The organism is Microbacterium sp. NPDC028030 (assembly GCF_040637855.1).
Lineage (GTDB): Bacteria > Actinomycetota > Actinomycetes > Actinomycetales > Microbacteriaceae > Microbacterium.
Genome location: NZ_JBEZXF010000002.1, coordinates 397911 through 423016 on the forward strand (window position 1 = coordinate 397911; position 25106 = coordinate 423016).

Annotated in this window: 23 protein-coding genes; 17 read left to right on the forward strand and 6 right to left on the reverse strand. The window is 68.8% G+C overall.

Translation table 11 applies throughout. The features are described 5' to 3' along the window. Positions 1-37 precede the first annotated feature (37 nt). Together pdxS and pdxT are read left to right on the forward strand one after the other, a co-directional pair. The gene (pdxS, locus tag AB0E56_RS10755; protein ID WP_359798800.1) at positions 38-928 is read left to right on the forward strand and encodes a pyridoxal 5'-phosphate synthase lyase subunit PdxS; all 891 of its coding nucleotides are present in this window, start codon (positions 38-40) and stop codon (positions 926-928) included. Further along, complete coding sequence (gene pdxT / locus AB0E56_RS10760) at positions 918-1529, forward strand: pyridoxal 5'-phosphate synthase glutaminase subunit PdxT (RefSeq protein WP_359798802.1); 612 nt, start codon at positions 918-920, stop codon at positions 1527-1529. Before pdxS ends, pdxT begins: the two co-directional genes overlap by 11 nt. Before the next feature lie 45 nt (positions 1530-1574). Here the strand turns inward: pdxT and AB0E56_RS10765 are convergent, their stop codons facing one another. Continuing rightward, positions 1575-2918 (reverse strand): FtsX-like permease family protein, encoded by a 1344-nt coding sequence (locus tag AB0E56_RS10765; RefSeq protein ID WP_359798804.1) that lies wholly within the window; start codon positions 2916-2918, stop codon positions 1575-1577. Beyond that, on the reverse strand, positions 2915-3655 hold the full coding sequence (locus AB0E56_RS10770) for an ABC transporter ATP-binding protein (protein WP_359798806.1): 741 nt from the start codon (positions 3653-3655) through the stop codon (positions 2915-2917). Before AB0E56_RS10770 ends, AB0E56_RS10765 begins: the two co-directional genes overlap by 4 nt. Before the next feature lie 124 nt (positions 3656-3779). On the opposite strand from AB0E56_RS10770, the gene AB0E56_RS10775 reads away from it, so the two are divergent. Continuing rightward, entirely contained in the window at positions 3780-5060 is a 1281-nt protein-coding gene (locus AB0E56_RS10775) for a sensor histidine kinase (RefSeq protein WP_359798808.1), read from the forward strand. Next, complete coding sequence (locus AB0E56_RS10780; RefSeq protein ID WP_359798810.1) at positions 5041-5703, forward strand: response regulator transcription factor; 663 nt, start codon at positions 5041-5043, stop codon at positions 5701-5703. Before AB0E56_RS10775 ends, AB0E56_RS10780 begins: the two co-directional genes overlap by 20 nt. On the opposite strand, the gene AB0E56_RS10785 is transcribed toward AB0E56_RS10780, so the two are convergent. Beyond that, complete coding sequence (locus AB0E56_RS10785) at positions 5679-6632, reverse strand: aminoglycoside phosphotransferase family protein (protein ID WP_359798812.1); 954 nt, start codon at positions 6630-6632, stop codon at positions 5679-5681. The two genes, AB0E56_RS10780 and AB0E56_RS10785, sit on opposite strands and share 25 nt — an antisense overlap. Positions 6633-6721: 89 nt before the next feature. Continuing rightward, entirely contained in the window at positions 6722-8113 is a 1392-nt protein-coding gene (locus tag AB0E56_RS10790; RefSeq protein ID WP_359798814.1) for an aminotransferase class V-fold PLP-dependent enzyme, read from the reverse strand. A gap of 140 nt (positions 8114-8253) precedes the next feature. On the opposite strand from AB0E56_RS10790, the gene AB0E56_RS10795 reads away from it, so the two are divergent. From AB0E56_RS10795 to AB0E56_RS10830, 8 genes are all read left to right on the forward strand, one after another. Continuing rightward, positions 8254-9015, forward strand: a complete 762-nt coding sequence (locus tag AB0E56_RS10795; protein ID WP_359800044.1) for a YebC/PmpR family DNA-binding transcriptional regulator — start codon at positions 8254-8256, stop codon at positions 9013-9015. Positions 9016-9060: 45 nt separating this feature from the next. After that, positions 9061-9645, forward strand: coding sequence for a crossover junction endodeoxyribonuclease RuvC (ruvC, locus tag AB0E56_RS10800; RefSeq protein WP_359798816.1), 585 nt, complete (start codon positions 9061-9063; stop codon positions 9643-9645). 9 nt (positions 9646-9654) lie between these two features. Then, positions 9655-10275, forward strand: coding sequence for a Holliday junction branch migration protein RuvA (ruvA, locus tag AB0E56_RS10805; protein ID WP_359798818.1), 621 nt, complete (start codon positions 9655-9657; stop codon positions 10273-10275). After that, the gene (gene ruvB / locus AB0E56_RS10810) at positions 10268-11293 is read left to right on the forward strand and encodes a Holliday junction branch migration DNA helicase RuvB (protein WP_359798820.1); all 1026 of its coding nucleotides are present in this window, start codon (positions 10268-10270) and stop codon (positions 11291-11293) included. The genes ruvA and ruvB overlap by 8 nt, the downstream gene beginning before the upstream one ends. A gap of 77 nt (positions 11294-11370) precedes the next feature. Continuing rightward, positions 11371-11781 carry a preprotein translocase subunit YajC gene (locus AB0E56_RS10815; RefSeq protein WP_359800045.1) on the forward strand — a complete coding sequence of 137 codons (411 nt, stop codon included), beginning with the start codon at positions 11371-11373 and terminating at the stop codon, positions 11779-11781. 55 nt (positions 11782-11836) lie between these two features. Beyond that, positions 11837-13585 (forward strand): protein translocase subunit SecD, encoded by a 1749-nt coding sequence (secD, locus tag AB0E56_RS10820; protein ID WP_359798822.1) that lies wholly within the window; start codon positions 11837-11839, stop codon positions 13583-13585. Further along, positions 13585-14574 carry a protein translocase subunit SecF gene (gene secF, locus AB0E56_RS10825; RefSeq protein WP_359798824.1) on the forward strand — a complete coding sequence of 330 codons (990 nt, stop codon included), beginning with the start codon at positions 13585-13587 and terminating at the stop codon, positions 14572-14574. Before secD ends, secF begins: the two co-directional genes overlap by 1 nt. A 67-nt stretch (positions 14575-14641) precedes the next feature. Beyond that, positions 14642-16894: a bifunctional (p)ppGpp synthetase/guanosine-3',5'-bis(diphosphate) 3'-pyrophosphohydrolase gene (locus tag AB0E56_RS10830; RefSeq protein ID WP_359798826.1), complete on the forward strand. Its 2253-nt coding sequence runs from the start codon at positions 14642-14644 to the stop codon at positions 16892-16894. On the opposite strand, the gene AB0E56_RS10835 is transcribed toward AB0E56_RS10830, so the two are convergent. Together AB0E56_RS10835 and AB0E56_RS10840 are read right to left on the reverse strand one after the other, a co-directional pair. After that, the gene (locus AB0E56_RS10835; protein ID WP_359798828.1) at positions 16881-17432 is read right to left on the reverse strand and encodes a type IV toxin-antitoxin system AbiEi family antitoxin; all 552 of its coding nucleotides are present in this window, start codon (positions 17430-17432) and stop codon (positions 16881-16883) included. The genes AB0E56_RS10830 and AB0E56_RS10835 overlap by 14 nt on opposite strands. Before the next feature lie 63 nt (positions 17433-17495). Then, the gene (locus AB0E56_RS10840; RefSeq protein WP_359798830.1) at positions 17496-18848 is read right to left on the reverse strand and encodes a DUF349 domain-containing protein; all 1353 of its coding nucleotides are present in this window, start codon (positions 18846-18848) and stop codon (positions 17496-17498) included. Between the two features lie 211 nt (positions 18849-19059). Between AB0E56_RS10840 and nirB the strand changes: the two genes are divergently transcribed. From nirB to AB0E56_RS10865, 5 genes are read left to right on the forward strand one after another with little or no spacing between them, the layout of a single operon-like run. After that, positions 19060-21639, forward strand: coding sequence for a nitrite reductase large subunit NirB (nirB, locus tag AB0E56_RS10845; protein ID WP_359798832.1), 2580 nt, complete (start codon positions 19060-19062; stop codon positions 21637-21639). Continuing rightward, positions 21636-21998, forward strand: coding sequence for a nitrite reductase small subunit NirD (gene nirD / locus AB0E56_RS10850; protein ID WP_359798834.1), 363 nt, complete (start codon positions 21636-21638; stop codon positions 21996-21998). The genes nirB and nirD overlap by 4 nt, the downstream gene beginning before the upstream one ends. Then, a complete protein-coding gene (cobA, locus tag AB0E56_RS10855) occupies positions 21995-23230 on the forward strand; it encodes a uroporphyrinogen-III C-methyltransferase (protein WP_359798836.1) in 1236 nt (411 codons plus the stop codon). Before nirD ends, cobA begins: the two co-directional genes overlap by 4 nt. Then, positions 23227-24357, forward strand: coding sequence for a uroporphyrinogen-III synthase (locus tag AB0E56_RS10860; protein ID WP_359798838.1), 1131 nt, complete (start codon positions 23227-23229; stop codon positions 24355-24357). Before cobA ends, AB0E56_RS10860 begins: the two co-directional genes overlap by 4 nt. Continuing rightward, entirely contained in the window at positions 24354-25031 is a 678-nt protein-coding gene (locus AB0E56_RS10865) for a CbiX/SirB N-terminal domain-containing protein (RefSeq protein WP_359798840.1), read from the forward strand. The genes AB0E56_RS10860 and AB0E56_RS10865 overlap by 4 nt, the downstream gene beginning before the upstream one ends. Positions 25032-25106: the final 75 nt, after the last annotated feature.

Sequence of the window (25106 nt, forward strand, 5' to 3'; positions counted from 1 at the left end):
CAAACCCGTTTTCGGATCATCCTGATAGGAGTTCCACATGACCGAGACCACCACCGGATCCTCGCGCGTCAAGCGCGGCCTCGCCGAGATGCTCAAGGGCGGCGTCATCATGGACGTCGTCACCGCGGAGCAGGCGAAGATCGCCGAAGACGCCGGCGCCGTCGCCGTGATGGCGCTCGAGCGCGTCCCCGCCGACATCCGCGCACAGGGCGGGGTCTCGCGGATGAGCGACCCCGACATGATCGACAGCATCATCGACGCGGTGTCGATTCCCGTGATGGCGAAGGCGCGTATCGGGCACTTCGTCGAGGCGCAGGTGCTGCAGGAGCTCGGCGTCGACTACATCGACGAGTCCGAGGTGCTCTCGCCGGCGGATTACGTGAACCACATCGACAAGTACGGTTTCACGGTGCCGTTCGTGTGCGGAGCCACCAACCTCGGCGAGGCTCTCCGGCGCATCAACGAGGGCGCGGCGATGATCCGGTCGAAGGGAGAGGCCGGCACCGGCGACGTGTCGGAGGCGATGAAGCACATCCGCAAGATCCGCGGTGAGATCGCGGCACTCACCGCTCTCCCCAAGGACGAGCTCTTCGTCGCGGCCAAGGAGCTGCAGGCGCCGTACGAGCTCGTGGCCGAGATCGCGGAGACCGGGAAGCTCCCCGTCGTGCTGTTCGTGGCGGGCGGTGTCGCCACTCCCGCGGATGCGGCGATGATGATGCAGCTCGGCGCCGATGGCGTGTTCGTCGGTTCGGGCATCTTCAAGTCGGGGAACCCTGCCGAGCGAGCGAAGGCGATCGTCAAGGCGACCACCTTCTACGACGATGCCAAGGTCATCGCCGAGGTCTCACGCGGACTCGGTGAGGCGATGGTCGGCATCAACGTCTCCGACCTCCCCGCTCCGCACCGCCTCGCCGAGCGTGGCTGGTAGTCCTCGCGTCGGAGTGCTCGCGCTGCAGGGCGACGTGCGCGAGCACGCCGCCCTGCTGTCCGGACTCGGCGCCGATGTCGCCCTGGTGCGCCGGCCCGAGGAGCTGCCGACCGTTGACGGGCTGGTGATTCCCGGCGGGGAGTCGAGCGTGATCGACAAGCTCTCCCGGACCTTCGGGATGCAGCGCCCCATCCGCGATGCGATCGGCTCTGGCCTGCCCGTCTACGGGACATGTGCGGGGATGATCCTGCTCGCCGACGCCGTGCTGGACGGCATAGACGGACAGGAGTCCTTCGGCGGGATGGACATCGACGTGCGCCGCAATGCCTTCGGGCGTCAGAACGATTCGTTCGAGACGGAGCTGGACGTCCCCGCCCTGGGCGCGCCGCCCGTGCATGCGACGTTCATCCGTGCCCCCGTCGTCGACCGTGTCGGTGCAGGCGTGCACGTCCTCGCCTCGCTGGCGGACGGGACCGTCGTCGCCGTCGAGCAGGGGGCCCTCCTCGGCACGAGCTTCCACCCCGAAGTCGACGGCGAGACCCGCTTCCATGAGCGCTTTCTCGACAGGGCCCGGGAGTTCCGGGCGGCACGGGAGGGGTAGGCCCTCCGGCTGCCGCGCTGTGCTCGGCGAGCCGCTCCGGTGGCATCACTCGACCGCGAGCGCGCGCGGCACCTCGGTGCGAAGCGCCGCGGCAGTGGGGAACACGGTGGCGGCGAGAAGCAGGAGCAGTCCGCCGCCGGAGATCAGGCCCATGGCGGGGAACGAGACGGCGGCGCCGGGCAGGTCGAGCGCATCGGCGATGAGGAACCCGCCGATGCCGGTGGCCGCGGCGCCCAGGATGACCGCTGTCACGGCGTAGGCCACGGCCTCCCAGACGGCGACGAGGAGGATGGTCGGCGGCGTGGAGCCGACCGCCTGGATCAGCGCGAACTCGCGTCCTCGGGCATGACTCGACATGAAGACCGTGGCGGCCGCGGCGACACCGGACAGGAGCAGCGGGCCGCCGAGCAGGATCACGACCCCCTCGGGGGCGAGGGAGAACCCGGCATCGCTTCCGGTGCGGGCGGCCTGCGCTGCGGCCGTCGTCTGCGCGGTCGTGTAGAGACCCCCGGCGAGGGCGATCGCCACCATGAGGGGACCTATCGCAGCGTTGGAGCGGCTGAGTCGATAGCGCGCCGAGTTCCTGGCCAGCAGCCATGTGGCGGACGCACGCGCGGGTATCGCCGCGGTCCATGCGCGCAGGACGAGCGGGAACAGGAGAGGTCCCGCGGCCGCGAAGACAGCAGCGATCAGCGGCGTCAGCAGCACGGCCTGCCCGGAGAACGTCGACATCGATGCGCCGCCGTCGAGATTCAGCGCGAGAGCCACCACTGCGCCGATCGTCGCGACGGTGAGAACGATCCGGAGCCAGCCCATGCGCACGCGTGGCGGCTCCGCATCACGCAACGCCTCGATCGGCGGTGTGCGGGCTGCGCGCCGCGCGCTGCGGAGTCCGCCGAGGAGCACGACGACGCCGATGGCGACGGTGACGATGAGGATGCTCACGCCGCCGAGATGCACGCTGGTCCCCTGCATGTCCGGCCACTCACGGAACACCCAGACGAACAGCGACGGGAAGACGGGGAGGGCGAGGAGGCATCCGACGAACGCGCCGACGAGTCCGACGATGCCGAGCTGGGCGAGGACGACGACGCCGACGAGAACCGGTCTCACTCCCACGAGCTGCCACAGCGCGTAGGTGCGGAGCTGGAGTGAGATCGTGAGGTTCGCTGCAGATCCGAGCACGACGAGAGCCGTGATGACGGTGAACATGATGACGGCGGACGCGGTGCTCGAGAGCCCCTCCTGCACGGCGCCCCCGTGGACGCTCCCGGTCTCCAGGAGGCCCGCCGTGATCGCCCCGACGAACCCGGTGGCGATGATGACGAAGAGGACGCCGAGCCACACTCGTGACTGCCGGACCAGATCGCTCAGGACGAGGCGGATCACGCGCCGGCCCCTGCCCTGCTCACGGAGTCGAAGACCTGTTCCGGTGTCGGGTGTCGCAGCTCGTCATGGATGGTCCCGTCGCGGAGCACGAGAACACGATCGGCGAGCGCGGCGGCCTCGAGGTCGTGCGTCACCATCACGACCGAACGCCCGTGCCCGGACGAGGCGCGCAGGAGTCGGAGCACGTCTGCGCCCGTGGCGGTGTCGAGCGACCCGGTGGGCTCGTCGGCGAAGACGATGTCCGGACGGAGGGCCAGCACGCGCGCGATGGCGACCCGTTGCTGCTGTCCACCGGAGAGCTGTCCTGGTCGATGGCCGCCTCTGTCCGTCAATCCGACATCGCTCAGGGCGCGGTCGACGTCCGGGCGCTGCACCTTGCGTCGGGCGAGCCGAGCGGGCAGGGCGACGTTCTCCCGTGCGCTCAGCGACGGGATCAGGTTGAAGGACTGGAACACGAAGCCGATGTGGCGACGGGGCAGGGCAGCCAATGCGCCGCGACGCAGAGCGGCGAGGTCCTGACCGGCGACACGGATGGTGCCGGAATCGTAGGACTCGAGACCGGACAGGCACGAGAGCAGGGTGGACTTGCCGGATCCGCTGGGTCCGACGATGCCGATCATCTCGCCGGGATGAACGTCCAGGGAGATGCCGCGCAGCACGGGCACCCGTGGCTGCCTCCTTCCGGCGCCGGGGAAGGTCTTGTGCAGGTTCGCGGCATGGATCAGTGGCTCGGTCACCTGCTCATTCCAGGGAATCCCCGCGATCCGTGCGAGGGAGTGGGGACGAGGATCCTGGTAGAGCTGGGTCTACTCTTCGTGGGAGATGAGCGCCGCAGAAGCGTCCGCTCCCTAGGGTGGAGGCATGGGGGCCGAGACCGTATGGCATGCGATGATGCGTGCGCCGTGGCGTTTCCTGCTCGGACGCTGGCCGTGGCGCGTGCTCCTCTACCTCGTGGCCAGTGCCGTGATCGGGGTGCTGCTCCTGCCCGTCCTGATCGTGTCAGTGCTGCTGGTGCCGCTGTGGGGAATCGTCATCGGCGCGATCGAGCGTCGTCGCACCCGGTGGCTCGGCTTTCCCGCCCAGGCCTCGGGGCACGTGCCGCTGGCACGGGAGCAACGACACATCTGGCTGGCGGTGCGGATGAGTGAAGGCGCGACCTGGCGCGAGGCGGCAGCTGTGCTCGTCGACCTGCTCATCGGCTGGGTCGTGCTGGCCGTCTTGTTCTTCGAGGGTCTCGGGGCGGTGCTCCTGGTCTACATCGCCGTCTCCGGTGCCCGCGGCCCCACGCGCATCAACCTCTTCGGCGACGCATGGGTGGTCGTCGCTCCCGACACCTGGTGGCCGGTCGTCCCGATCGGGCTGATCGCCGTCTGCGCGATCGCCTACGTCAACGCCGTGCTCGCCGCCGGGCAGGCGTCGCTCTTGCGCGGGCTCTGCAGCCCGCGGCAGCACGAGCTCGTCCGCAACATGGAACGTCTGATCCAGTCGCGCGTGACGCTCGTCGAGGCGTTCGAGACCGAACGGCGGCGCATCGAGCGCGATCTGCACGACGGTGTGCAACAGGAACTCGTCACGCTCGCCGCGCGGCTCGGCCTGGTGAGCCTCGAGCTCGACGACCTCGAAGCGCGAGGTGCAGACACACTGCCCGCTCGCGAGGCTCTCGAGGCCGCGCAGAGCCAGGCGGAGCAGGCGATGGGGACGCTTCGGGACACGGTGCGCGGCATCCATCCCGTCGTCCTCACGGACCATGGGCTTCGTGCCGCACTCGACGAGCTCGCCGACCGTGCCCCGGTGGCGTTGCGTCTCGAGGTCGACGTCGGCAGGCTTCCCGTCGCGGTCGAGACCGCCGCCTACTATCTGGTGACCGAGGCGATCAGCAACGCCGCCAAGCACAGCGTCGCGACGAGGGTCACCGTGCAGGCGCGGGTGGAGCTCGGTCTGCTGTCGATGGTCGTCACGGACGACGGGCACGGAGGTGCGGATGCGAACGGCGGCACCGGACTACGGGGCCTGCGCGAGCGCGCAGAGACACTCGGCGGGCGGTTCGCGGTGGTGAGTCCCGCCGGAGGACCGACGACCCTTCACATGATGCTGCCCCTGCTCACGGACGGAACGGTGCCGAATGCGATTGCTGCTCGCTGAGGACTCCGCGCTCTTGCGCGAAGCGCTGACCGCCCTGCTCGAGCGGCTCGGCCATACCGTCACGGCGACCGCGCAGTCGGCGCCCGGACTGCTCGAGGCTCTCGGCCGCGCGGCGGATGTCGGGGATCTGCCCGACATCGTGATCACCGACGTCCGCATGCCGCCGGGGAACAGCGACGACGGGCTCCGTGCCGCACTCCGCATCCGCGCCCGTCACCCGCATCAGCCGATCATGGTGCTCTCGCAGTACATCGCCGACACATACGCCCGCGAACTGCTCACTCTCCCGGAAGGCGCGATCGGGTACCTGCTCAAGGACCGGGTGAACCGGGTGCGCGACTTCGCCACCGCGCTCGAGAGCGTCGCCGCAGGGGGCACGGTCATCGACCCTGAAGTGGTGCGGCATCTCCTCGGTTCTTCGCGGCCGGGGCCGCTCGACACCCTCACGGTGCGAGAACGTGAAGTGCTCGCGCTCATGGCGGACGGTCAGTCGAACACCCAGATCGCGGCGACGCTCACCCTGACGGACGCCGCCGTGAGCAAGCACATCGGCAACGTCTTCATCAAGCTCGGCCTCGGGCCGGTCGAGGAGAACCGCCGGGTGCGAGCGGTGCTGACCTACCTCGACTCCGCACGTACCTGAGCCTGCGTCAGCAGGACGTCGAGCCAGCGCAGCGCGGGGAGCGCCTGTGCGCGCTGAAACGCCCGGAGTCCGGGGAGCTGAGGAATGTCCGGCTGTGCCTGCGCGTACCAGAGGAATGACGCGAACCCGGAGATGACTGCGATCATGTCTGCAGCGGGCGGAGCGCCGTGCTGCTCGAAGACCGGCCAGGCGTCCTCGCACGAGGGTCCGCCGGACGCCTCGATGCTCGGCAGCAGGCAGGGGAGGTCGACCCAGGGGGCGCCCCTGAGTGCATGCGGCCAGTCCAGGAGATGTGCTCGTCCGTCGTGCACGAGGATGTTGTCTGCGCGCACGTCGCCGTGCACGATCACCCCACCGCTGACGGCGTCGCCGAACCCGTGCTCGATCCGCAGCAACTCGGAGATCCGCGCCTGCAGCCCGTCGGGGAGAGCGTGGAACAGGGCCTCGTCCTCGGTGATGTCCCGCCAGCGCGTGAAGCCGGGGACCAGGGCGTCAACGGCATCGGGCATGCCGACGGGCGCGGAGGTCGAGGCGAGAACCCGCAGGCTCTCCGCGATGGCGTGGAGGTCATCGGCTACCCAGGGGCTTCCCGGGTGGCGACCGTCGAGGGCGGCGAGCACGAGCGCTGCGCCGACCGGTTCATCGACCGCCCTGAGCACCGTCGGAGCGATCTCCGAAGGCAGCACGGTGAGCACCTGCATCTCCGCCCTGAGGAAGGCGAGGGAGTCCGCGTGGCCGTCGTGCGCACAGGCCTTGACGAACGCCGTGCCCCTGGTCGTGGTGACCACGCCCGCATAGGCGGCGCTGAATCCGCTCTGGGCAGGAGCATCCCTGACGAAGCGGCCTCCGATCGCATCCACGACGCGGGCGCGGAGGAGGAGGGGGAGTGCGGACCACTCGGGTCGGAGTCGGTCGGCGCCTGCGTTCATGGTGTCGCTCCCTTCGCTCGCAGCGTCGCGGCCCCGGGCACGGGTTCCTCGACGCTAGCAGCACTCCGCGAACGGGCCGACCGGGGAGATCACGCTATGCGCTGTGCTGCCACGAGATCCCGGATGGCGTGCACCGTGCGGTCGACGTCGTCGGCGGTCGTCGCCCATGACGACATCGAGCATCGCAACGCCGCACGACCGCGCCACTCGGCGCCCGTGACCGCGGCTGTCCCTTCGTCCAGGACCGCCGCGCCGAGCGCACGGGTTCCTTCGTCGGAGTCGAGGGAGAACATGACCTGTGTGTACTCGACCTCGTTGAGCACTTCGACGGCGTCGATCGACGCGAGGCCGGCGGCCATCCGGAGGGCGTTCGCATGGAGTCGGTCCATCAACGCCGCGACGCCGGACCTGCCGAGGCTGCGAAGTGCCGCCCAGGCCGGAACACCCCGAGCCCGTCGCGACAACTCGGGGGTGACGTCCCACGGATCGAGACCCGAGTAGATCAGGTAGTCGCCGCCGGTGCGGAACGCGGCGATGGAGTCTGCGGGGTCGCGCACGATGGCCATGCCGCAGTCGTACGGGACGTTCAGTGTCTTGTGCGCATCGGTCGCCCAGGAGTCGGCGGCGGCGATCCCCTCGGTCAGGTGGCTCAAGGAGGGCGCTGCCGCCGCCCAGAGCCCGAATGCCCCGTCGATGTGCACCCAGGCGTCATGAATGTGCGCGATCACGGTGAGAGTGTCGAAGTCGTCGAACGCCCCTGTGTGCACCTCGCCGGCCTGCAGGCACACGATGAGCGGACCCGCGCCGTCGGCGAGTACGGACTCGAGCGCGTCGGCGCGCATCCGCCCCTGGTCGTCGGACGGGACCACGATCAGCTCGGAGCGTCCGATACCGAGGAAACGCGCCGCGCGGTCGATCGATCCATGACGGTCGGAGCCCACCACGAAGCGCACTCTGGGTGCGTCGCGCATCCCGCTCTCCGCGATGTCCCACCCGGCGCGGTCGAGCACGGCATGCCGGGCGGCGGCCAGACAGGTGAAGTTCGCGAGCTGACCGCCTGTGACGAATCCGACACTGGCCGTCGAGGGGAGGCCGAAGAGATCGAGCATCCACTGCCCTGCGATGCGCTCCATGGCGACCGTCGCGGGGGCCAGCAGGGACGACCCGGAGTTCTGGTCCCAGGTGGAGACGAGCCAGTCGGCGGCGAGTGCGGCAGGGTATGTCCCGCCGATGACGAAACCGAAGAACCGCCCGCCGGGGATGGCGACCAGTCCGGGATCGGCATTCTTCGCGATCTGCTCGATCACCTCGGCAGGGTCGGTGCCCGTCTCGGCGAGCGGCCCGCCGAATGCGGCGAGCATGTCATCGAGTGAGGCTCGAGGCCAGACCGGGCGCTCGTCGATGGAGTCGAGGAATCGCAGGGCTGCACGGTGGGCTGTCTCGAGTGCGCGTGCCCTGTCGTCAGGAGAGTCGCCGGTCATGTCTCAGGACTACACCTGCACGCGTCGTGGCACCAGGGGATGACCGCTCTCGCACGGCGCCATTCGGACGGCTGCGGCGATTCGATAGAATGGACGATGCCCTGGGCACGCTCCGGGGCGGATACGACGAGCGGAGACTTATGTCCGGGCATTCCAAGTGGGCGACCACGAAGCACAAGAAGGCCATCATCGACTCCAGGCGCGCCAAGTCCTGGGCCAAGCTCATCAAGAACATCGAGGTCGCGGCCAAGCTCGGCGGGCCTGATCTCGCGGGCAACCCGACTCTGTTCGATGCGGTGCAGAAGGCGAAGAAGACCTCGGTCCCCAAGGACAACATCGACCGCGCGGTCAAGCGCGGAGCGGGCATCGGCGGCGAGGCCGTCGAGTACCTCTCGATCATGTACGAGGGCTACGGGCCCAACGGGGTCGCGCTCATGATCGAGTGTCTGACCGACAACAAGAACCGTGCCGCCGCCGAGGTGCGCACCGCCCTCAGCCGCAACGGCGGCACCCTGGCCGACCCCGGCAGCGTCGCCTACAACTTCAGTCGCAAGGGCGTCATCGTCGTCGGCTCCGAGGGAACCACCGAAGACGACGTCATGATGGCAGCGCTCGAGGCCGGGGCCGAGGAGATCGAGCCGCACGCCGAGGGCTTCGAGATCATCACCGAGGCCACCGATCTCGTCGCCGTCCGTACGGCGCTGCAGGACGCGGGCATCGACTACGAGTCGGCGGACGTCGAGTTCGTCCCCAACCTCAAGGTCGAGATCGACGCCGACACCGCACGCAAGATCTTCCGGCTCATCGACGCGCTCGAAGACAGCGAGGACGTGCAGAACGTGTTCACCAACTTCGACCTCACCGCAGAGGTGCAGGCGGAGTTGGAGAACGACGACGCCTAGGCGCGCCGGACGGCACGCGTCGGCGCCGCGGCCTAGCCTGAGGGAATGAGCTCCTCTCTGCGCGTGCTCGGCATCGACCCGGGCCTCACCCGGTGCGGGGTCGGTGTGGTCGATGTCGACCGCTCGCGCCGCGGCACGCTGGTGCATGTCGGAGTGATCCGCTCGTCGCCCGATGCCGAGCCCGGCGAGCGCCTGGCCGTCGTCGCGGCCGGCATCCGCGCCGTGATCGCCGAGCATCGACCCGATGCCGTCGCGGTGGAGCGGGTGTTCGCCCAGCAGAACACCCATACGGTGATGGGCACCGCGCAGGCGAGCGGTGTCGCGCTGCTGATCGCCGCCGAATCGGGGCTCCCCGCGGCCACCCACACGCCGAGCGAGGTGAAGGCGGCGGTGACCGGGTACGGCGCGGCAGACAAGCGGCAGGTGCAGACGATGATCTCGCGGATCCTGCGGCTCGACGCCCTGCCGCAGCCCGCAGACGCCGCCGATGCTCTCGCCATCGCCCTGTGTCACGCGTGGCGTCGCGGAGGCCCGGCTGCGGCGGGGCAGGGGGCGTTGACCCCCGCCCAGCGAGCATGGGCGGATGCGGAGAAGCGTGTCGCTCGAACATATCTACGAGCGACACCGTAGGCTGGCCTGATGATCTCCTCACTGCACGGTGTCGTCCTGCATGCGACAGCCGATCAGGTCGTCATCGATGTGGGCGGGGTCGGATTCTCCGTCGCGGTCCCCGCCGATGTCGCGCACACGGCGACCGTGGGGGAGAAGATGCTCCTCCACACGAGCCTCATCGTCCGCGAGGACGCCCTGTCGCTATTCGGCTTCGCCGATCGGGGCGAGCTGGAGATCTTCGGTCTGCTGATCAGCGTCACCGGAGTGGGGCCGAAGTCGGCTCTCGGCGTGCTCTCACATCTGACCGCGGAACAGATCGCCGAGGCGGTGACGGCCGAGGACGACGCACCCTTCCGAAGGGTGTCGGGCATCGGCCCGAAGACAGCCAAGCTCATCGTCGTGCAGCTCGCGGGCAAGGTGCAGGCCCTCGCCGCCGCTCCGAAGCCCGCCGCGTCGGGCGGGACGGACGTCGTCACCCAGGTGGCGGCGGCCCTGATCGGTCTCGGCTGGTCGGAGAAGGTGGCCACCGACGCGGCCGTCCAGACCGCTGCCGATGCGACCGAGACCGAGCGCGCTTCGGTGGCATCGCTCCTCCGACGCACTCTCGCCCTGCTCGGACCGGCACAGGGGGGCCAAGCACGTGTCTGACCCGCTCGACGCCACGGAACCCTCCGACGAGACCGAACTCGCGATCGAGGGCGCACTGCGGCCGACCAGCCTCGGCGACTTCGTCGGTCAGCAGAAGGTGCGCGGCCAGCTGCAACTGCTGCTCGAGGCTGCGCGCATCCAGAGCCGGCCGGCCGACCACATCCTGCTCGCCGGTCCGCCCGGACTCGGGAAGACGACTCTCGCGATGATCGTGGCGCACGAGAGCGAGCGGCCGCTGCGGCTGTCGAGCGGACCCGCGATCCAGCATGCGGGCGACCTCGCGGCGCTGTTGTCGAGCCTGGTGCCCGGTGAAGTCCTCTTCATCGACGAGATCCATCGCATGGCCCGTTCCGCCGAGGAGATGCTCTATCTGGCGATGGAGGACTACCGGATCGACATCATGGTCGGCAAAGGGGCAGGGGCGACGAGCATCCCGCTCGAGCTCTCGCCCTTCACCCTGGTGGGTGCGACGACGCGCTCCGGCCTGCTGCCGAATCCCCTCCGCGACCGCTTCGGCTTCACAGGGCACCTCGAGTTCTACGAGGAGTCGGAACTCGAGCAGGTCATCGCCCGCTCCGCCGCTGTGCTCGGAGTCGATCTGCCGACCGACTCGCTCTCCGAGATCGCGCGGCGCTCACGGGGGACACCCCGGATCGCCAACCGACTGCTCCGCCGAGTGCGCGACTACGCCCTGGTGCACGGCGGGGGAGCCGCGGACATCGGCGACGTCCGTGCGGCACTCGAGCTGTACGACGTCGACGCCATCGGTCTCGACCGACTCGACCGAGCCGTCCTGGATGCGCTCGTCCGTCGTTTCCGGGGAGGCCCCGTGGGCTTGAGCACGCTCGCTGTCGCCGTCGGCGAAGAGGCGGAGACCGTGGAGAGCGTGGTCGAACCGTATCTCGTGCGCATCGGCTTCCTCGGTCGTACTCCGCGCGGACGTGTGGCGATGCCCGAGGCGTACGCCCATCTCGGTATTCCGCATCCGGACGGGATGCTTAAGTTGGATGACCTATAATCGCTGAAGACTTCCCGGTTATCTTCGCGCGCCCAAAGGCTGGAGCGTGCACCTGAGAAAGGCGCTACCTCATGCCCATGGAATTCCTGCTCTTCGGACTTCTCGCCGTCCTCCTCGTCTTCATGATCTTCAACACGCGTAAGCGGACGAAGCAGATGAAGGCAGAGCAGGAGGAGAAGGCGACCAAGACGGTGCCCGGCGCCAAGGTGCTCCTGCAGGGTGGCATCTACGGGACGATCGTCTCCTACGACCCCGAGGACCTCGACACGCCTGCCCTTGTCGAGATCGCTCCGGGGACGATCATCGACGTCCACAGCCAGGCCATCCTGCGCGTCGTCGAGCCCAAGGACGCGGTCGTCGAGTCGCCGGTCGACGCCACCGACGAGACCGTGCTCGACGAGCCCGAGCTCGACGAGTCGGTCGCTCCGGCCGTCGAGACCCCGGAGGAGACGCGCGCCCGTCTCGAGCGCGACGCCGACGACAAGTAACTCGCGGCCGACGCGGCCTCTTCGGATCTCCGTCCTTCCAGAAAGCTGAACACACGTGGCTTCATCCTCTCCCGTCCGTCACGCCTGGCGGGTCCTTCTCGGCCTGCTCCTCGTGACGGGCGTGCTCTTCGGCATCAACTCCCTGGGCGTGTACGTCTTCACCGACAGCGATGGGGCACCGGCGAGCTCCTGGACTCCTGAGCTCGCGCTGGACCTCCAGGGTGGGACGCAGATCGTCCTGAGCGCCGAGACGGAGGACGGAACGGCCCCGACGCAGGAGCAGCTCGACCAGGCCGCGGCTATCATCCGGCAGCGCGTGGATGCCTCGGGTGTGGCGGAAGCCGACATCACGACCGAGGGCGGACAGAACATCGTCGTCCAGATCCCCGGCGAGGCGGACGCGCAGACGCGTGAGCGCATCCAGGCCAGTGCACAGCTCGAGCTGCGGCCGGTTCTCTACACGGACGCCGCCGGCACCGAGTTCGTGGGCGAAGACGGGAACTCGACCCCGTTCCCGACTCCCGATCCTTCGCTCAACGCCACGCCGACGGCTGAGCCGACCGATGCGAGCGACCTGTCGTGGGTGACCGAGAAGCTCGCGGCCGAGTTCCAGGCCTACGACTGCGCGAACCCCGACAACGACCCGTCGCGGGAGCCGAAGGATCAGCCGGTCGTCGCCTGTTCGCCGGATGACGCGCAGAAGTTCCTGCTCGGCCCCACGGAGCTCGACGGCACCGCGATCACCGACGCCTCAGCCGGTCGCGACCAGAAGTCCGGCGCCTGGATCGTGCAGCTGACCATGAACGCCGAGGGTGGAGACGCGTTCGGCAAGGTCAGCACACGCCTGAACCAGAACCGCATCGACGGCCTGTCGCCCCGCGACCAGTTCGCGTTCGTCCTGGACGGCGACGTGATCAGCGCACCGCGCATGAACGGCGTGATCCTGGACGGCCGTCCCAGTATCTCGGGGAGCTTCACGCAGGAGACCGCGACCACCCTCGCCGATCAGCTGAAGTTCGGTGCTCTCCCGCTCAGCTTCACGGTGCAGAGCTCCGACACCATCTCCGCCACGCTCGGGACCCAGCAGCTCCAGATCGGCTTGATCGCAGGGCTCATCGGCCTCGCGCTCGTCGCGATCTACTCCCTCATCGTGTACCGCGCGCTGGGTTCGGTGATCATCGCCTCGATCGCGGTGATGGCCGTGCTGACGTACATCATCATCTGCATCCTCGCGTGGCGTATCGGCTTCCGCCTCTCGCTCGCCGGTGTCGCGGGTCTGATCGTGTCGATCGGGTTCACGGCGGACTCGTTCATCGTCTACTTCGAACGAATACGAGACGAGCTCCGCGACGGAAAGTCGATCACCGCCGCCGTGGAAGACGGCTGGGGCCGCGCGAAGCGCACCATCTACATCTCGAAGTCCATCAACATCCTCGCCGCGCTGGTGCTTTACATCCTCGCCGACGCCACGGTGAAGGGCTTCGCGTTCACGCTCGGTCTCACGACGCTCATCGACGTCTTCATCTTCGTGATCTTTACGCACCCGGTGATGCAACTGCTCGCGCGCACCCGGTTCTTCGGTGGGGGGCACAAGCTCTCCGGACTCGATCCCGAAGCGCTCGGCGCGGTCTACCGCAGCCGCTCTCAGTTCCGTGAGGTGGCCACGGCCTCCGCGGGACGCGGGGCGCGGAACGCACGTTCCCGCGGCGAGGCCGACCGCAGGCAGACCATCGCGGAACGCAAGCGTGCCGAAGCGCTCGCGGGCGACAAACCGAACAATGCCGGAAGTGAGGGAGACGCCTGATGCCTTCCATGAATGAGTTCGGCAACAACCTCTACTCGGGGAAGACCTCTTTCCCGTTCGTGGGCCGGCGCCGTCTGTGGTTCATCATCGCGATCGTCCTGGTCGTGGGATCCGCACTCGTGCCGCTCTTCCGCCCCGTCCAGTTCTCGATCGAGTTCACCGGCGGGTCGCAGTTCACCGTGCAGGCGCCGGACAGCGTCGACCAGGACACGGCGACCGAAGCGGTACAGTCCGTCGTTCCCGGTGCCGCCACCAAGGTCGTCGTCGTCAACGACACGGACATCCGCGTCCAGACCGACCAGATGAGCGCGGCCGAGACCCAGCAGGTCGCAGACGCACTCGCCGATGCCTACGGCGTCGAGCCGAGCGACGTCACGTCGTCCTTCATCGGCCCGGCCTGGGGCGAGAACGTCACCAAGCAGTCCCTGTGGGGCCTCGCGATCTTCCTGGCCCTCACCTTCCTCATCCTCGCGATCTACTTCCGCACCTGGAAGATGTCGGCGGCCGCGATCATCGGTCTCCTCGACGTCCTGGTGATCACCGTCGGCGTCTACGCACTGGCCGGCTTCGAGATCTCGCCGGCGGCGGTGATCGGCTTCCTGACGATCCTCGCGTACTCGCTTTACGACACCACCGTCGTGTTCGACAAGATTCGAGAGAACACGACGGAGGACGGGGAGAAGTCCGCGCGCCTCTTCGGCGAATCCGTGAACCTCGCGGTGAACCAGACCCTCGTGCGCTCCATCAACACGTCTGTCGTCGCGGCTCTCCCGGTCGGTGCGGTGCTCTTCATCGGCGCCTTCTGGCTCGGGGCGGAGTCGCTCACGGACATCTCGCTCTCGATCTTCGTCGGCATCCTGGTCGCGACCTATTCGACGCTGTTCGTCGCGGCGCCGCTGTACTCGCTGTTCCGCGAGAACGAGCCGCAGCTCAGGGAGCGGGACGCGCGTATCCGCGAGGCTCGCAGCCGGGCGTCCGTCGAAGCCTGAACGGCGTCCTGGGCGGGGCCTCGCCCTGCTCCACACGCGTAGGATGAACTGATCGGGAGGTGAGTTGATGGCGGAACCGCAGACGTCATCGCAGGGTTCGAGTCTGCGACGACTGGTTCCCCGCATCTTCTCCCGCGCGTCGAGGATCAACGACCTCGACAACCTGATCCGCACGGTCCGCGTCAACCACCCCAAAGGCGATTTCTCCGTCATCCAACGTGCGTACGCGGTGGCGAAGGAGAAGCACGAGGGTCAGAAGCGCCAGAGCGGCGAGCCGTACATCACGCACCCGCTCGCGGTCGCCCAGATCCTCGCAGAGCTCGGACTGGGCCCACGCGCCATCGCCGCGGCCCTGCTGCACGACACGGTCGAGGACACGGGGTACGCGCTCACCGATTTGACGGCGGAGTTCGGCGACGAAGTGGCGATGCTCGTCGACGGTGTGACCAAGCTCGACAAGGTCAAGTACGGCGAGAGCGCTCAGGCCGAGACCGTGCGCAAGATGATCGTCGCGATGTCGAAAGACATCCGGGTGCTGCTCATCAAGCTCGCCGACCGCCTGCACAACGCGCGGACCTGGGGCTTCGTCCCGCCGGAGAAGGCGGCGAAGAAGGCCAAGGAGACCCTCGAGATCTACGCCCCCCTGGCGAATCGTCTCGGTATCCAGGCGATCAAGTCGGAGCTCGAGGACCTCTCTTTCGCGGTGCTCCACCCGAAGATCTACAACGAGATCCACAGCCTCATCGCGCAACGCACTCCCCAGCGCGAGAAGTACCTGAACCAGGTGGTCGAGGAGATCGACGAGGATCTCCGGGATCTCCGCATCCGCGGCAAGGTCGTCGGCCGCCCGAAGCAGCTCTACTCCGTGTACCAGAAGATGGTCATCCGCGGCCGCGAGTTCGACGACATCTACGACCTGATCGGCATCCGCGTGCTCGTCGCCTCCGTGCGCGACTGCTACGCGGTGCTGGGCGCCATCCACGCACGGTGGACCCCGCTGCCCGGTCGCTTCAAAGACTACATCGCCACGCCGAAGTTCAACCTCTACCAGTCGCTGCACACCACGGTGATCGGCCCCGCGGGGCGCACGGTCGAGATCCAGATCCGCACGCACGAGATGCACCACCAGGCCGAGTACGGCGTCGCAGCGCACTGGATGTACAAGGAGCGCATGAACGGCGGCGGCAAGACCGAGGTGCGCGCCTCCGACACCGACATGGCGTGGCTCGCGCATATCTCCGACTGGCAGGCGGAGACCGCCGACCCGGGTGAGTTCCTCGACTCCCTCCGTTTCGAGATCGGCGCGAAAGAGGTCTACGTCTTCACTCCGAAGGGTCGGGTGATCGGACTCCCGTCCGGCGCGACGCCGGTGGACTTCGCCTATGCCGTGCACACCGAGATCGGCCATCGCACGATGGGCGCCAAGGTGAACGGCCGCCTGGTACCGCTCGAGTCGGAGCTCAAGAGCGGTGACGTGGTCGAGGTCTTCACCTCGAAGAATCCCGATGCCGGCCCCAGCCAGGACTGGCTCGGTTTCGTCGCCAGCACGCGCGCCCGCAACAAGATCCGCGGCTGGTTCACGAAGGAACGCCGGGAAGAGGCGATCGAGCAGGGCAAGGAGGCGATCGCCCGCGCGATGCGTCGCCAGAACCTGCCGCTGCAGCGCTTGATGAGCCAGGACTCGTTCGCCGAGGTGGCCAGGGGCCTCCACTACGAAGACGTCTCGGCGCTCTATGCCGCTGTCGGCGAAGGGCACGTCTCCACACAGTCCGTGCTGGAGAAGGTCACCGCACTCGTGGCTGCGAACGATCCATCGACCGGGGCCATCGATCTTCCCGGCAGCGTGCAGACCCGTGAGCCCCGTTCCGGGGACTCGGGTGTGCTGGTGCGTGGCGCCGACGACATCCTCGTCAAGCTCGCGAAATGCTGTACTCCCGTTCCCGGGGATCAGATCGTCGGGTTCGTCACGCGCGGCAGCGGGGTCTCCGTCCATCGGGCGGACTGCGTCAACGTCAAGGCCCTCAGCTCGGAACAGGACCGCTTCGTCGACGTCTCGTGGGCACCGACCACGAAGAGCGTGTTCCGCGTGCAGATCCAGGTCGAAGCGCTGGACCGCTCCGGCCTGCTCTCGGATGTCACGCGCGTGCTCAGCGAGCACCACGTCAACATCCTCTCGGCGACGGTCTCGACGACCGATGAGCGTCTGGCATTGAGCCGGTTCGTGTTCGAGATGGGCGATGCCGTGCATCTGGACCGTGTGCTCAATGCGGTGCGCAGGATCGACGCCGTGTACGACGTGTACCGCGTCACCTCCTCCTGAGCGAGACCCGCCGCAACGCCGACAGCCCGGCTCTGCTCCCCGGCACGCGCCGCACCTCGCGGAGGGCGTCCGCTGCAGCATCCGCGACACCGGGGAAGACGAGCGCGAGGCGGTCCATCCAGGCCAGAACACGGGGATCGCGATGCAGCGTCGTGGCGAGGTCGAGCATCGTGCGCACGGGGCGCGAGACCGCGACGCCGCCGATCATGGCGATGTCTGTCGCGGGGAGCACCGTGTCGTGGAAGACGAGTCGCGAGCTGGCGCCGAGGCGTATCCTGCGGTCCGTGCTGCGCTTGACGTGATGCACCGCTGGTGGTGCATCACCCGCACCGTGGACCCATGCCGCCGTCTGGTGGGACGCCGCGGTGCCGGAACGGATCAGTGCGGCGATGCTGCTCGCTCGGACGTCCGGTCCCTCCACCAGGTCGGCGGGGACGTAGGCGTCGCCCATCTCGACCACGTGTCCATCGATGCGCGCGGCGCTGAGTTCGCTCTGGCTCAATCGCTCGCCGGGGAGATAGAGGAACGCGGGGTGCATCACGCCAGTCTGGCGCAGCGCACCCCGCGTGCTCGGTGGTCGCGGAGACCTGTGGAGAAGTGATCAGCCGCCGAGGGCGCTCAGCCAGGCGCGACGGGCTTCGAGCGCGTCGGCCGCCGCCTTCGCGGCCTTCTCGTCTCCGGCCTTCTCGGCAGCGGCGACCTCGGCCTCGAGCTTCTCGATCGCCTCGAGAAGCTGCGAGCTCATGTCGTTCGCGCGCGCCTTGGTCTCCGGGTTGTTCCGCTTCCAGTCGACGTCTTCGCGGCCCTTCAGCGCCTGCTCGATCGCGCGGAGCTTGTCGTCGAGAGCACGCTCCTTCTCGCGCGGGAAGATGCGCCCGATCTCGTCCCACTGACGCTGGATCCGTGTCAGCAGCGCGCGAGCACGCTTGATGTCGGATTCGTCCGCGACGGCCTTGGCTTCCTCGAGAAGAGCCTGGCGTGCCTCGATCTTCGGAGCGGAGTCGGCCTCCTCAGCAGCAGCCTGTTCGGCGCGTGCCGCGTAGAGGGCGTCGCCGGCGGCCTTGAACCGTGCCCAGAGTGCGTCGTCCGCCTTCCGACCTGCGCGTCCGGCAGCCTTCCATTCGTCGAGAAGAGTGCGATAGGCGGGGATGCCGTCCGTGCCGCGAGGGGCCAGAGCCTCGGCGCGCTCGACGAGTCGCGTCTTCGCGTCCCTGGCGCTCTTGTGTGCGTCGTCGAGCTCCGAGTAGAACGCGCGCCGCTGCTTGTCGACGATGGATCGCGCGTCGCGGAACCGCTTCCAGAGCTGCTGCGAGATGCCCTTGGAGAGCCGGGGGCCGCCCTGCTGCTGGGCCTGCCAGGCGTCGAACAGCTCGCCGAGCTCGGCGGTGACCTGCTTCCACTGCACCTTGCTGAGGTCGCGCGCGGCGATGGCCTCGGCTTTCTCGACGAGAGCGGTGCGGTCGGCGATCGCCTTGTCGACCAGCTCCTTCGCCTGCTGCGCCTCCTGCTCGGTCGCTTCGGAGAGCGAGGCGGTGAGTGTGTTCAGACGCTCACGGAGGCCTGCGAGGTCACCGACGGCGGCGGCGTCGGTCGCCTCGTCGATGAGGTGCCCTGCCTGCTTCGCGAGGTCGCTCGCGGAGGCACCGCCCGACTGCTGACGCTGTTCCAGGGCGCGCACCTTGAAGGCGATGTCGTCGAACTTGCGCACGAAGTAGGCGAGTGCCTCTTCGGGCGTGCCATCCGGATACTGGCCGACGACACGCCAGGTCTCGCCTTCGCGGACCTCCACGGTGCCGTCGTCGGAGACGCGGCCCCATTCGGCGGACGTCGACGACGCGGCCGGAACCGGGGCGACGGGCGCGAGGGCAGCCGGGCTCGGCGCCTTTCTCGGCATCGGCACGGCCGGCGGTGCGGGGACGGGGGGAGTCGGCTTCGAGGGCTCGTTGGCAGACACGTGATTCTCCTTGCGCGGTCAGGCCGCGGGAGGCGGAAAGGACGAGGCTCAGCCTAGTACGCCCGACCGGAACCCGTCGGATCGTCTCGGTCGACGACCTCACAGGAGTGTTATCGAGTTGTGAGCAGAACGTTCCCGGCACGTAACACCGCCTCGACTTTCCGCGAAACACCGTGTCCCTAACGTCGACTCCACGGACAGAGGAGGGCGCATGGTCGTTCGCAGCAGAACTTCGTCGGATGTCGTGGTGGTCGGCGCCGGGATGGTGGCACATCGCTTCGTGGAGAGCCTCCTGCGCGGCGATCAGCCGGGTCCGACGGTCACCGTGATCGGGGAGGAGAAGCGCGCGCCGTACGACCGCGTCGGCCTGACGTCCTACTTCTCGGGCTCGAGTGCCGACGATCTCGCGCTCGACGGCCAGGTGCTCGCGGATGAGCGGGTGCGCTTCGTCGGCGACGACCGTGTCACCGCCATCGATCGGAGGGGCCGTGCGGTGCACACGCGCTCCGGGGCCGTCCACGGGTACGGGACGCTCGTGCTGGCGACCGGTTCCTCCGCGCTGAGACCCGCGGTCGACGGAGCCGAACTCCCGGGGTGCTTCGTCTACCGCACGCTCGACGACGTCACGGCGATCGGTGCCTTCGTCGCGCGGCGCTCCGCGGATCTCGGCCGTCCGCTGCGGGGAACCGTGATCGGTGGCGGACTCCTCGGGCTGGAGGCCGCTGGTGCTCTCCAGGGACTCGACGTCGAGTGCACCGTCGTGCAGTCGTCGGATCGGCTCATGTCCGCGCAGCTCGATCCCGCAGGTGGCGCGATCCTGCGACGTCTCATCGAGTCGAAGGGCATACAGGTGCGGACGGGATCGCGGACCACGCGGCTCGATCCGGACGCGTCCGGGCAGGTTGCGGCGTTGCAGTTCCAGGATGGCAGCATGCATTCCACCGACCTCGTGATCTTCACGGTCGGCGTCCGACCGCAGGATTCGCTCGCACGCGGCGCTCAGCTCGCGGTGCACCCGGCCGGTGGGGTGCTGATCGACTCCCGGTGCCGCACCGCTGACGAGCACATCCTCGCCATCGGCGAGGTCGCGAGCTTCGAGGGGCGCTCGGTCGGCCTCGTGGCACCCGGGTACGCGATGGCCGAGGTGGCGGCGATCCGACTGCTCGGCGGCGACGCGACCTTCCCGGGATACGACGACTCGGCGAAGCTCAAGCTCTCCGGCGTCGACGTCGCCAGCTTCGGCGATGCCATGGCGGTCACTCCGAGCGCGCTGGATGTCGTCTACACGGATCCGGTGCGTGGCGTCTACAAGAAGCTCGTCCTCTCGGATGACGCGAAGACGCTTCTCGGAGGCATCCTCGTCGGCGATGCATCGGCGTACGGGTCGTTGCGGCCGCTGCTCGGTGCACCGCTGGGTGCGGATCCCGCGGCGTACCTGATGCCCGAAGGCATCGGGATGCCGCCCGACGACGAACTTCCGGCGGCGGCGGTCGTGTGCTCGTGCTCGAACGTGACCGCAGGGCGCATCAGAGAGGCCATGCACGACGACGGGTGCACGGACGCCGCTGCCGTCAAGGCGTGCACCAAGGCCGGTGCCACGTGTGGATCCTGCATGTTCACGGTGAAGAAGATCGTCGGGCAGGAGCTGAGCAAGCTCGGACAGACGGCGTCGGACGCGCTCTGCGAGCACTTCTCGATGTCGCGTCGTCAGCTGTTCGACGCCGTGCGGGTCTCGGAACTCTCGACGTTCAGCGCGATCATCGCCCGTTTCGGCGTCGGCCGGGGCTGCGACGTCTGCAAGCCCGCCCTCGCCAGCATCCTCTCCGTGCTCGTGGGCGAGCATGTCCTCGACGGCGAGAACGCCGCTCTGCAGGACACCAATGACCACGTCATGGCGAACATGCAGAAAGACGGCACGTACTCGGTGGTGCCGCGGATGCCGGGCGGCGAGGTGACCCCGGCCGGTCTCATCGCGATCGGGAACATCGCCGAGACGTACGGGCTGTACACCAAGATCACGGGCGGTCAGCGGATCGACATGTTCGGTGCGCGCCTGGAACAGCTTCCGCAGATCTGGCAGCGGCTCGTCGACGCCGGTTTCGAGTCGGGCCAGGCGTACGGCAAGGCGCTGCGCACCGTGAAGTCATGCGTCGGCTCGACCTGGTGCCGATATGGAGTGCTCGACGCGGTCGGCATGGCGGTGCGTCTGGAGCTGCGCTATCGCGGCCTCCGCGCGCCGCACAAGCTCAAGGTGGGTGTCTCCGGGTGCGCGCGGGAGTGCGCGGAGGCGCGCTCCAAGGACGTCGGCGTGATCGCGACGGAGTCCGGGTGGAACATGTACGTCGGCGGCAACGGGGGATTCTCGCCGCGTCACGCCGAACTGCTGGCGTCCGACCTCGACGACGAGGGACTCATCCGCGCGATCGACCGCTTCTTCATGTACTACATCCGCACCGCCGATCGTCTGCAGCGCACGGCGGGCTGGTGCACGGAGCTGGAGGGCGGACTCGACGGCCTCCGCAGGGTGATCTTGGACGACGAACTCGGGATATGCGACGACCTCGACGCGGCGATGCGCACGCACGTCGACCGCTACGAGGACGAGTGGGCGGCGACGCTGCGTGATCCCGCCAAGCTCCGGCGATTCGAGTCCTTCGTGAACGCAGCGGACACCCCGGATCCGTCGCTCGGGTATGTGGCCGAGCGTGGGCAGGTCCGCCCGGCCACCGCACGGGAGCGCGCCACGGACACCGTGTTCGTCGCCGGCACGACACTGGAGGTGCGCCGGTGACGCTCGCGGCGGGGGCATCGACGCGGGTTCGGGTGTGCGCCCTGAGCGATCTGGAGGTCGAGCGGGGGAGGGCGGCTCTCTTCGGGGAGGTGCAGATCGCCCTCTTCCTGCTCGCCGACGGTTCCGTGCACGCTGTGTCGAACCTCGACCCGTACAGCGGCGCTCACGTGATGTCGCGCGGGATCGTGGGGACCAGAGGGGACGCTCCCACGGTGGCCTCACCCATGCACAAGCAGGTGTTCGATCTCCGATCCGGTGTGTGCATCGACACCCAGGGGAAGGACGCCGTTGCGCTCCGAGTCTGGGGCGTGAGCGTGACGGACGGACAGGTCGAGCTCGACATCGAGGAGAACCGATGACCCTCATGCTGGGAGTCGACCTCGACGGGCGCGATGTGCTGCTCGTGGGCGGAGGAGCGGTCGCGACCAGAAGGCTCAAGCGCTTCCTGCGCGAGGGCGCGCGGGTGCGGATCGTCGCGCCGGAACTGCACGAGGAGGCGCGCGCGCTCGTCGCGGACGAGGGACTGACCTGGCGGGCACGTCGGTTCCGCGGCTCGGATCTGTCCGGGGCATGGCTCGTGCACGTCGCCACCGGCGATCCCCACGTCGATCGCAGGATCGCGGAGCGCTGTGCGCGTCGACGAATCCTCTGCGTCAACGCCTCGGACGGTGTCCACGGGACGGCTCGGCTCACTGCGCAGGCCGAGCTCGGAGACGTCTCGATCGCCGTGACCAGCACCGTGGGCGCGGATCCCCGCCGTTCGCTGACCGTGCGCGATGCGATCGTCGACCTCGTCTCCGACGGCCGCCTGCCCCTCCGTCGCCGACGCGCACATCGCACCGGGCGGGTCGATCTGATCGGCGGTGGCCCTGGGCCCGTCGATCTGATGACGGTCCGTGCGCGGCGACTGATCGCCGAGGCGGACGTGCTCGTCGTCGACCGTCTGGGACCGGCTGCAGAGGTGATCGCCGGCCTCGACGCCGACGTGGAGGTGATCGACGTGGGGAAGCGTCCCGGTCGGCACCCGGTGCCGCAGGAGGAGATCAACCGCATCATCGTCGCTCGTGCCGTCGAGGGCAGACGAGTGGTTCGTCTGAAAGGCGGCGACCCCTTCGTGTTCGGCCGTGGAGGGGAGGAGGTGCGCGCCTGCCTGAGCGCGGGGATCGCGGTGGACGTGACCCCGGGGATATCGAGCGCGATCGCGGTTCCACAGGCTGCGGGCATCCCCGTGACGCATCGAGGAACGGCCGCGGCCTTCCACGTGGTGAACGGTCAGGGTGACATCGGCGATGGAACCCTCGCCGCACTGCGAGACGAGACGGTGACCACGGTCGTGCTGATGGGGGTCGCTTCGCTCCATCGGCTCGTCGCGGCCGCCCTCGCCAACGGTGTACCGGAGGACCGTCCGATCGCCTTCGTCGAGAGCGGTCATACGCCCCAACAGCGCACGACGCGCACCACGGTGGGTCGCGCCGTCGCCGATGCGCGCGCCGTGGGACTCCGCAATCCCGCGGTGATCGTGGTCGGGGAGGTCGCGATGGCCGGACTGCTGGTCCCGGCTCATGACACGATCGGAGCGATCCTGGCGTGACGAGTCCTGCTCGGCTCACCCCGGTCCTTGCCGGATGCACCATCGTCGTGGCTGCCGACCGGCGCGCAGGAGACCTCGTCTCCGCACTCGAGCGACGGGGAGGTCAGGCCTATCGTGCCCCGGCGCTGAGTATCGTCCCGAACGAAGACGACGACGTCCTCATCTCCCGCACTCACGAGCTCATCGCGGATCCCCCGGACATCGTGATCGTGACCACGGGGGTCGGTTTCCGCGGCTGGATCGACGCCGCGCACGAGAACGGTCTCGCCGAGGACCTCGCGATCGCCCTCTCCGGCGCCCAGTTCGTCGCGCGGGGGCCCAAGGCGCACGGCGCCATCCAGCAGGCGGGGTTCACGGCCGACTGGGTCGCGGAGTCCGAGACCTCGGCGGAAGTCGGCGAATATCTCGTCTCCGACGGGGTCGCCGGCCATCGCATCGCCATCCAACATCACGGTGCGGGTGCCGACGGACTCGACACCCTTCTCTCGAGCAGGGGCGCCGACGTCGTCAGCATCACGGTGTACCGCTGGGGTCCGCCCCCGGATCCGCAGATCGTGCGGAGGTCGGTGGTGCAGGCGGGGACAGGGGAGGTGGACGCGGTGCTGTTCACCTCTGCGCCGGGTGCCGCCGAGTGGGTGCGCGACGCCGTCCGAGCGGATTCGCTCGACGCGATCCGGCGCAGAGCATCATCCGGTCGCCTGCTTCTCGCTGCTGTGGGGCCGATCACGTCGGCACCGCTCGAGGAGGCGAGACTGCGCACGACACTCGCCGCCCGAGGCCGTCTCGGTTCGTTGGTGCGCTGTGTCGTCGACCACTACGCCTCCGGTACGGCCCCGCGACTGCGCACGGCGGTGGGGACGATGGAGATGCGAAGCCGCGGAGTGCTCCTCGACGGGACCTTCATCCCGCTCTCCCGGGCGGGCGCGAGCGTGCTGGGCGAACTCTTCGATGCGGCGGGCCGCGTGCTCTCCCGGGAACAGCTCTGCCTCGCGCTCCCGCGCGGGGGCGAGAGTGCGCACGCCGTGGAGATGGCGGTCGCCCGGTTGCGCGAAGCGCTCGGTGGCGCCGGCGCGATCCAGACGATCGTCAAGCGCGGATACCGGCTGACCGTGGAGGACGCCCGATGACCACACTCGTCGCCTGTTCGCATGGGACCGACTCGGCCGCCGGCCGTCGCACCGTGGCGGAGATCGTCGACCTCGTCCGTGCACGGGTGCCCGACACGAAGGTCGTCCAGGCGTTCGTCGATGTCCAGGAGCCGACGCTGGCCGCCGTCGTCGACCACGAGAGGTCGATGGACGACGTCGTCGTCGTGCCGCTGCTGCTCTCCGCCGGGTTCCATACCGCCGTCGACATCGATCGAGTGGTGCGCCCGCACGTCGAGGTGCGGCAGGGCGCGCCGCTGGGCGCGCATCCGCTCGTCGCGGAGGTGCTCGCCGCACGGCTGCACGCGAGCGTGTCCCACCGCTGGTTCCCCGGAGACCACGTGGTCCTCGCAGCAGCCGGCTCCCGCAACCCGGACGCGGTCGTCGATGTCGCCGCCGCCGCCACTCACCTCCGGCGGCTTATCCCGGCGCCGGTCACGATCGGCTACGCGTCAGCGATCGAACCTCGCATCACCGATGCGGTGCAGGCGGCACGCGACGATGGCGCGACGAGGGTGGTCGCCGCGAGCCACGTCCTCGCTCCCGGGTACTTCGCAGGACTCGTGGAGAAGTGTGGCGCCGATGTCGTCTCCGCACCGCTCGGCGTGGACCCCCGTATCGCAGACGTCGTGGTGGAGCGGTTCCGCTCCGCCTGACCGCTCTCGCTCTCCCAGCACGTCGTCGGCGCGTGAGGAGAGGGGCGGATGCCGGAGCATCCGCCCCTCTCGAGG